This is a genomic window from Acidimicrobiia bacterium (genome assembly GCA_036271555.1).
Classification (GTDB): domain Bacteria; phylum Actinomycetota; class Acidimicrobiia; order IMCC26256; family PALSA-610; genus DATBAK01.
Map to the genome: position 1 here is coordinate 1 of DATBAK010000069.1, position 7311 is coordinate 7311.

Consider the following 7311-nt stretch of genomic DNA (forward strand, 5'->3'; position numbering starts at 1 on the left):
CGTGTGCAGATCGAGTCCGAACGCGGTGATGCCCGCGTGTTTCGGCACCGACGAGTCGCTGCGTGCGAGCAGCAGGCCCCGGCGCGCGTAGTGACCCCGACTCGTCCACACCTTCTGCCCGTCGACGACCCACTCGTCGCCGTCGGCGCGCGCTCGGGTCGCGAGCCCCGCGAGGTCGGATCCCGCGCCGGGCTCGGAGAAGAGCTGGCACCAGATCTCGCGGCCGTCCTTGATCGTCGGGAGCCAGCGGGCGCGCTGCTCGTCGTCGCCGTGCTCGAGCAGTGTCGGGCCGACGAGCGCGAGGCCGACGAGGAAGGGATACAGGTCGGGGACGGCGCAACGCCCGAGCTCCCGCTGGATCATCGCGAGCCGCTCACCGTGCGCGCCCATGCCGCCGTGCTCGACCGGCCACGTCGGCACCGCCCAACCGCCGTCGGCGAGCGCGCGCAGGTACGCGCGGCCGGCTTCGAGATCGTCGCGGCCGGCACCGAGCACCGTCGTGGGCGCGGCGTCGTCGCGCGGCTGCACTCGTGCCGCCAGCGCGGCCCGCACTGCGGAGCGTTCGTCGTCGCTCACTGCGCGTCGCTCACGAGCGCGGCGATCTCGTCGCGCAGCGGACCCTTCTGCACCTTGCCGCTCGGAGTGCGCGGGAGCTCGGCGCGCAGCTCGAGTCGTTCCGGACGCTTGAAGCGAGCGAGGCCCGCGGCGACGACGTGCTCCGCGAGCGCGTCGAGGGTCGGTGGCGCGTCGCCGCGCGGGATGACGAACGCACAGATGCGCTCGCCCATCGTTCGATCGGGCACCGCGACGACCGCGCAGTCGGCGACCGCGGGATGGCTCAACAGCGCGTGCTCGACCTCCGCGGCGGAGATGTTCTCGCCGCCGCGGATGACGATGTCCTTCAAGCGGTCGACGATCGTGACGTAGCCGTCGACGTAGGTCGCGAGGTCGCCGGTGCGGAACCAACCGCCGTCGGCGAACGCGGTCGCGTCGAGGTCGGCGTCGAGGTAGCCGCTGAACATCTCAGGCCCGCGCGCCCACAGCTCGCCGGCGTGGCCGGGCTTCACGTCGATGCCCGTCGCGGCGTCGACGATTCGCAGCTCGGCCGGTCCGATGAGCACGCCGTCGTTCGTCGCCTGGCGCTCGGGGTCGTCGCCGAGCCGGCCGGTCGTGAGCGTCGGATACTCCGTCGATCCGTACGTGCGCTTGCACCAACAGCCGCTGGGTCCGCCGAAGCGCGCCGCGCCCTCGCGCACGGTCGCGGGCGCGACCCCCGCGCCGCCGAGCGACAGGAGGCGCACGCTGCTCGTGTCGGCCGTCGCGAAGTCGGAGTGATCGATCATCGAGCGTACGAACACGGGCGTGCTGATCATCACCGAGATGCGCTCTCGTGCGACGAGCGCCAGCGCGGCGCCCGGCTCCCACACGTCCATGAGGATCGCGGGCACGCCGAGGCCGAGCGGCATGATGACGCCGTAGGTGAACCCCGCGACGTGCGTCATGGGCATCGGAAGCAGTTGCCGGTCGTCGCGTGTGAACGCGTGCGCGTCGCCGAGACTGTCGGCTTCTTGTCGTAGTGATTGGTGCGTGTGGACGACGCCCTTCGGTTGCGACGTCGTGCCCGACGTCCAGAGGATCAGCGCGGGATCGTCGGCGCGCGCGGTGTGGGTGTCGGTCGTCCGTTCGTCGACGGTCTTCAGCATCGCGTCGAGCTCACCGTCGCGCGCGATCCACGTGGTGCCGGAGAACTCGAGGTCGCGCAGCATCTGCGGATGGTCGAAGCCCCGGAACTCGCGCGGTACGACCGCGAGCTTCGCTTTCGTCGCGTCGAGCACGAAGCCGACCTCCGCGTGCCGCAGCGTCGGTGTCAACGGGCTCGCGATCGCGCCGACGGTCAGGATGCCCCACGCGAGCGCGACCGATTCCCACCAGTTCGGCAGCTGGTACGCGACGACGTCGCCGGGGCCGATGCCGTCGGCGCGCAATGCCCCCGCGACCCGCGCCGCGCCCGCACGCAGCTGCGCGCCCGTGAGGCGCGTCGCGCGATCGACGACGAGCTCGCGGTCCGCGTCGCGCCCCGCGTTCGCGTGCAACCGATCGAGCAGTGTCTCGTCGGTCCACGCGCCGGCGGCGCGCCACGTGGCGCGGATCGCGTTGGGTACCGGCGGTCCCGCGGGCATCCGCATCCCGGCACCTTGGCACAGCGCCGCCGGGCGCCGCCGCTACGGGATGCGGAAGACGCGCCGGAAGTTGGCGACGCTGCGGGCCGGGCCCGTCACCTGGACGAGTCCGTCCTTGCGCGCCTGCTGCAGCGTGAGTCGGCCCTGGCGGATGTCGATCCACGTGCCCGCGCCCGCGACGAGCTCGACGTCGGCCGTGGCGCGCGCCTTGCCGCCACCCTTGACCGACGAGAGCGTGAACGTCTCGCCGTCGATCTCGAGTCGGTAGCGCTCGTCGATGCCGGCCGCCGCGGCCGCGTCGTAGTAGCTGAGGATCGCGACGTTCAGCGCCGCGCGCGGCCGCACTGTCCGGTCGTCGGGGCGCGGCTCGAGCAACGGCATGCCCCAGCGCGCGAGCGCGCGCAGCACCGGTCCGGCTTCGCGTCCCCGATCGGTGAGGGCGTAGAGCTGCCGCCGCGTCGACGGGTCGTCGTGCATCGTCACGAGTCCTTCGTCGGCCAGCTCCCGCAGCCGCTGCGTGAGCACGGTCGGCGCGATGCCGGGAAGGTGGCGGCGCAGCTCGGTGAAACGCTGGTCGCCGATCCCGAGCTCCCGGATGATCAGCAACGTCCAACGATCGCCGAGCACGTCGAGCGCGCGGGCGATGGGGCAGTACTGCTGGTCGTAGCGAACTGGTGTCGACATGTCTGGACTCCCGAGACATTTTGCCCTTGCCAATCGGTATTTTCACAGTACCATGTTCGGTATGGTGAAACAACTAACTGATGACCCGACGATCAATGCGCCGACGCCGGGCGACATCGTGGAGCCGGGGGAGTTCGCGGCGGTCGAGATCAGCGCGGCGAAGGAACGCAGTCCGCGGATCGTGCTCCTGTCGACGGGGCTCGCCGTGTTCGCGGTCTTCCTCGACACGACCGTGGGATTCGTGACGTTCCCGGCCATCAGTGCGACGTTCCGCGCCGCCGGCCCGTCGACGGTGTCGTGGGTGTTGAACGCCTACACGCTGGCGTTCGCGGCACTGCTGATCCCGATGGGGCGCATCGCCGACCGGGTGGGGCGGCGCAAGATGTTCCTGATCGGCGTCGTGGTGTTCACCGTCGGCTCGATGCTGTGCGGGCTCGCACCGACGGTCGGCGTGCTCATCGGGGCGGAGGTCCTCGAAGCGGTGGGCGCAGCGATCCTCATCCCTGCGTCGCTCGCGCTGGTGCTCCAGAGCTTCCCGCGCGAACGGCTGCCGGTCGCGGTCGCGATCTGGGGTGCGATCGGCGCCGCGGCGGGCGCGGCCGGACCGGTGCTCGGCGCCGTGATCGTCGACGGGCTGAGCTGGCGCTGGGCGTTCTTCCTCAACCTCCCCGTCGGCATCGTGAGCCTGCTGCTCGCGCGCGTGGTGCTGCCCGAGGGTCGCGAAGCGCGGCCCGGCCGCCTGCCCGATCCGCTCGGCGTCGTGCTCGTGACCGCGGGCGTCGCGCTGCTCACCTACGCGATCGTCCAGACGAACGCGTGGGGCTGGCGGTCGTGGGGCTTCGTGATCGCGGCGCTCGCGGGCATCGCGCTCGTGGGGCTGTTCGTGCTCCGCTGCCGGCGCGTCGACAACCCACTGATCCACCTGAACCTGTTCGCGGTGCGCAACTTCCGGTGGGCGGGGAGCGCGACCCTCGTCTACGCGATCGGGTTCAACGCGATGTTCCTCGGCAACGTGCTCTTCATGACCGAGGTCTGGCACTACTCGATTCTGAAGGCCGGTTTGGGTCTGTCGGTCGGTCCCGCGATCGTCGCACTCACCGCGCCGCGCTTCGGCCGCCTCGCGGCGCGTTACGGACAGCGCGTGCTGCTCGTGCCCGGCGGGTTGGTGTGGGCGTTCGGCGGCGCGCTGCTGATGCTGCGCGCGACGAGTCACGCCGACTACGTCGGTGTGTTCCTCCCAGCGATCACGTTCACCGCGCTGGGCGTCGCGCTCGTCCTGCCGCAGCTGTCGTCGGCGGCGGTGCAAGGGCTCCCGATCGACCAGTTCGGCGCGGGCTCGGCTGTCGTGTCGGCGATGCGCTATCTCGGGTCGACGTTCGGTGTCGCGCTCGTCATCGCGTTCACGACGGTGGTCGGTCGCAGCCTCACGACGCACGACTTCCACCGCGTGTGGTGGCTGCTCATCGGATGCGGGCTCACGGTGTCGCTGTTCGCGTCCCGACTCGTGCGCGGGGCGCCGGTGCGCGACGCCGCCGCGGTCGAGGTGTGAGCAGCGGTCAGGACGCGCCGTAGACGGGCTCGGGGCTCGGTGCCTCGGCGATCAACTCGCGCACGACGGCGCCGATCTCCGAGGCTTCCCAGCGCGCGCCCTTGTCGCGCTGCGGGCCGTGACGCCAGCCGTCGGCCACCGACACGATCCCGCCCTCGACCTCGAACAGTCGGCCGGTCACACCCGCGGAGTCGAGGCTGCCGAGCCACACGACGAGTGGCGAGATGTTTCCCGGGTCGTTCACGTCGAAACCGCCGGTCGGCGCGGCCATGCGGTCGGCGAACACCGCTTCGGTCATGCGCGTGCGCGCCGCGGGCGCGATCGCGTTCGCGGTGACGCCGTAGCGGCCGAGCTCGGCCGATTCGACCAGCGTGAGGGCGGCGATGCCGGCCTTCGCCGCGGAGTACGTGCCCTGGCCGACGCTGCCGAGGATGCCCGCACCCGACGACGTGTTCACGATCCGGCCGCTGATCTGCTCGGCCGTCTCACCGTCTTTGGCACGCGCCCGCCAGCGCTCGCATGCGTGGCGCGTCGGCGCGAAGTGGCCCTTGAGGTGGACACGGATCACCGCGTCCCATTCCTCCTCCGACGTCGTCGCGATCATCCGGTCGCGCAAGAAGCCCGCGTTGTTCACGAGCACGTCGAGGCGTCCGAACGTGTCGACCGCGGTCGCGATCAGTCGCGCCGCGCCGTTCCAGTCGGCGATGTCGTCGGCGTTCGCAACGGCTTCGCCCCCGCCCGCCTGGATCTCGGCGACGACGTCGTTCGCCGGCCCGCTCGATGCTGCGCTGCCGTCGCGCGCGACGCCGAGGTCGTTCACGACCACGCGCGCGCCCTGGCGCGCGAACTCGAGCGCGTGCTCGCGACCGATGCCGCGGCCCGCGCCCGTCACCACGACCACGCGTCCTTCGCAGATCCCGCTCACGGGCCGTTACCCTAACGCCGCCCCGTCGTCCGACTCCGAGGCGGCCCGCCCGTGCGCTACGGCGTGACCATGTTCATCACGGACCAGACGATGGCGCCCGCCGCGCTCGCGCGCGCCGTCGAGGAACGCGGCTTCGAGTCGCTCTACGTTCCCGAGCACACGCACATCCCGACGAGCCGGCGCACCGCGCCGCCGACCGGTGACGCGGAGCTGCGCGAGGAGTACAAGCGCACGCTCGACCCGCTCGTCGCGATGACGAGCGCGGCCGCCGCGACGGAGCGACTGCTCGTCGGTACCGGGATCATGCTCGTCGCGCAGCGCGATCCGATCGTGACCGCGAAGGCGATCGCGACGCTCGACCTCGTGTCGAACGGCCGCTTCGTGCTCGGCATCGGCTTCGGTTGGAACGCCGACGAGCTCGAGGACCACGGCGTCGCGATGAAGGAGCGGCGTGATGTGGTGCGCGAGCGGATGCTCGCGATGAAGGCGCTGTGGCGCGACGATGTCGCTTCGTTCTCCGGTTCGTACGTCGATCTCCCGCCGACCTGGTCGTGGCCGAAGCCGGTGCAGGTCGGCGGGCCGCCGGTGCTCATCGGCGGGGCCGCGGGGCCGAAGCTGTTCGCGCACGTCGCCGAGTACGCCGACGGCTGGATCCCGATCGGCGGCGCCGGCGTGCGTGCCGCGCTCACCGATCTGCACGCGGCGTGCGAGGCGATCGGCCGTGACCCTTCGACCCTCCGGATCGTGCCGTTCGGGACGGTTCCCGACGCCGGCAAGCTCGAGTACTACGAGTCGATCGGTGTGACCGAGGTCGTGCTCCGCCTCCCGTCGGCCGACGAGTCGAAGATCCGACGCACGCTCGACGAGTACTGCTCGCTGCTCGGGCTCTGAGTGCGCGCGCGGCGGGCGCGCGTTTGGCATGCTGGGTGCGATGACGCTGCACGTGGACGACTACGACCTGATCGACACGACCTGCATGCGCTGCGGCCAAGCCGTACGCATGCGGTTCCGCGGCGCCTGTGACGCGTGTGTCGCCGAGCTCGACGCGAAGTACCAGGGCATCGCGCGCGAGGTCGAGGCCGAGGAGTACGTGCCCAAGATGAACGTCACCCCCAACGCGGTCGCGGTCAAGGACTGAGCTTTCTGGTCGCGCTCGCTGCGCTCGCCGCTCCTGACGCCTCAGGTGCCGCGTCGGACGGGCCGCAAAGCGACCCGTCCGTTCTGGTGCGAGTGCCTGTCTGACGCGGACGCTGGTCATACGTCTGCACCGGATATGAGGCGCACGTATGACCAGGGGCGCGGTTAGAGGCGCTCGATGATGGTGACGTTGGCCTGGCCGCCGCCTTCGCACATGGTCTGCAGGCCGTAGCGGCCGCCGGTGCGCTCGAGTTCGTGCAGCAGGGTGGTCATGATCCGGGCGCCGGACGCACCGAGCGGGTGGCCGAGCGCGATCGCGCCCCCGTTGACGTTGGTTTTCGCCGGGTCGGCCCCGGTGTGGCGCAGCCAGGCCAGGACGACGCTGGCGAAGGCCTCGTTGACCTCGAACAGGTCGATATCGCTCACCGGCAGGCCGGTCTTCTGCAGCGCGCGCTCGGTGGCGGGCAGCGGGGCGATGAGCAGGTTCACCGGATCGGCCCCCAGGACCGACAGGTGGTGGATCCGGGCCCGGGGCGTGAGGCCGTGGGTGCGCACCGCCTCCTCCGAGGCGATGAGCAGTGCGGCCGAGGCGTCCGAGATCTGGCTGGACACAGCCGCGGTCAGCCGGCCGCCCGGGATGAGCGTCTTGAGTGCGGCCATTTTGTCCAGCGACGTGTCCGCCCGGACGCCCTCGTCCTGCTTGACGTCCTCGAACGGAGTGATCTCGGCGGCGAAGCGGCCTTCCTCCCGGGCCGCCGCGGCGCGCTGGTGGCTGCGCAGCGCGAACTCCTCCAGGTCCGAGCGCTCGAAACCGAAGTCGCGGGCGATCGTCTCCG

General features: G+C 71.4%; 8 protein-coding genes. 3 read left to right on the forward strand and 5 right to left on the reverse strand.

Annotation, left to right across the window (positions count from 1 at the left end):
* The 3 genes from VH914_16405 to VH914_16415 form a co-directional block, all read right to left on the reverse strand.
* Positions 1-576: acyl-CoA dehydrogenase family protein (locus VH914_16405; protein ID HEX4492789.1), on the reverse strand; the 576-nt coding region annotated here is incomplete at its 3' end.
* Entirely contained in the window at positions 573-2186 is a 1614-nt protein-coding gene (locus VH914_16410) for an AMP-binding protein (GenBank protein ID HEX4492790.1), read from the reverse strand. The genes VH914_16410 and VH914_16405, both read right to left, overlap by 4 nt.
* A gap of 36 nt (positions 2187-2222) precedes the next feature.
* Positions 2223-2864: a helix-turn-helix domain-containing protein gene (locus VH914_16415; GenBank protein ID HEX4492791.1), complete on the reverse strand. Its 642-nt coding sequence runs from the start codon at positions 2862-2864 to the stop codon at positions 2223-2225.
* Between the two features lie 52 nt (positions 2865-2916).
* Between VH914_16415 and VH914_16420 the strand changes: the two genes are divergently transcribed.
* On the forward strand, positions 2917-4413 hold the full coding sequence (locus VH914_16420; protein HEX4492792.1) for an MFS transporter: 1497 nt from the start codon (positions 2917-2919) through the stop codon (positions 4411-4413).
* Positions 4414-4420: 7 nt separating this feature from the next.
* Here the strand turns inward: VH914_16420 and VH914_16425 are convergent, their stop codons facing one another.
* The gene (locus tag VH914_16425) at positions 4421-5338 is read right to left on the reverse strand and encodes an SDR family oxidoreductase (GenBank protein HEX4492793.1); all 918 of its coding nucleotides are present in this window, start codon (positions 5336-5338) and stop codon (positions 4421-4423) included.
* Between the two features lie 51 nt (positions 5339-5389).
* Here VH914_16425 and VH914_16430 point away from each other — a divergent pair, with 51 nt between their 5' ends.
* Both VH914_16430 and VH914_16435 read left to right on the forward strand, forming a co-directional pair.
* Entirely contained in the window at positions 5390-6229 is an 840-nt protein-coding gene (locus tag VH914_16430) for an LLM class F420-dependent oxidoreductase (GenBank protein ID HEX4492794.1), read from the forward strand.
* 40 nt (positions 6230-6269) lie between these two features.
* A complete protein-coding gene (locus VH914_16435) occupies positions 6270-6476 on the forward strand; it encodes a hypothetical protein (protein HEX4492795.1) in 207 nt (68 codons plus the stop codon).
* Positions 6477-6640: 164 nt separating this feature from the next.
* Here VH914_16435 and VH914_16440 read toward each other — a convergent pair.
* Positions 6641-7311 (reverse strand): acetyl-CoA C-acyltransferase (locus tag VH914_16440; GenBank protein HEX4492796.1); only part of this gene is annotated, 671 nt, incomplete at its 5' end.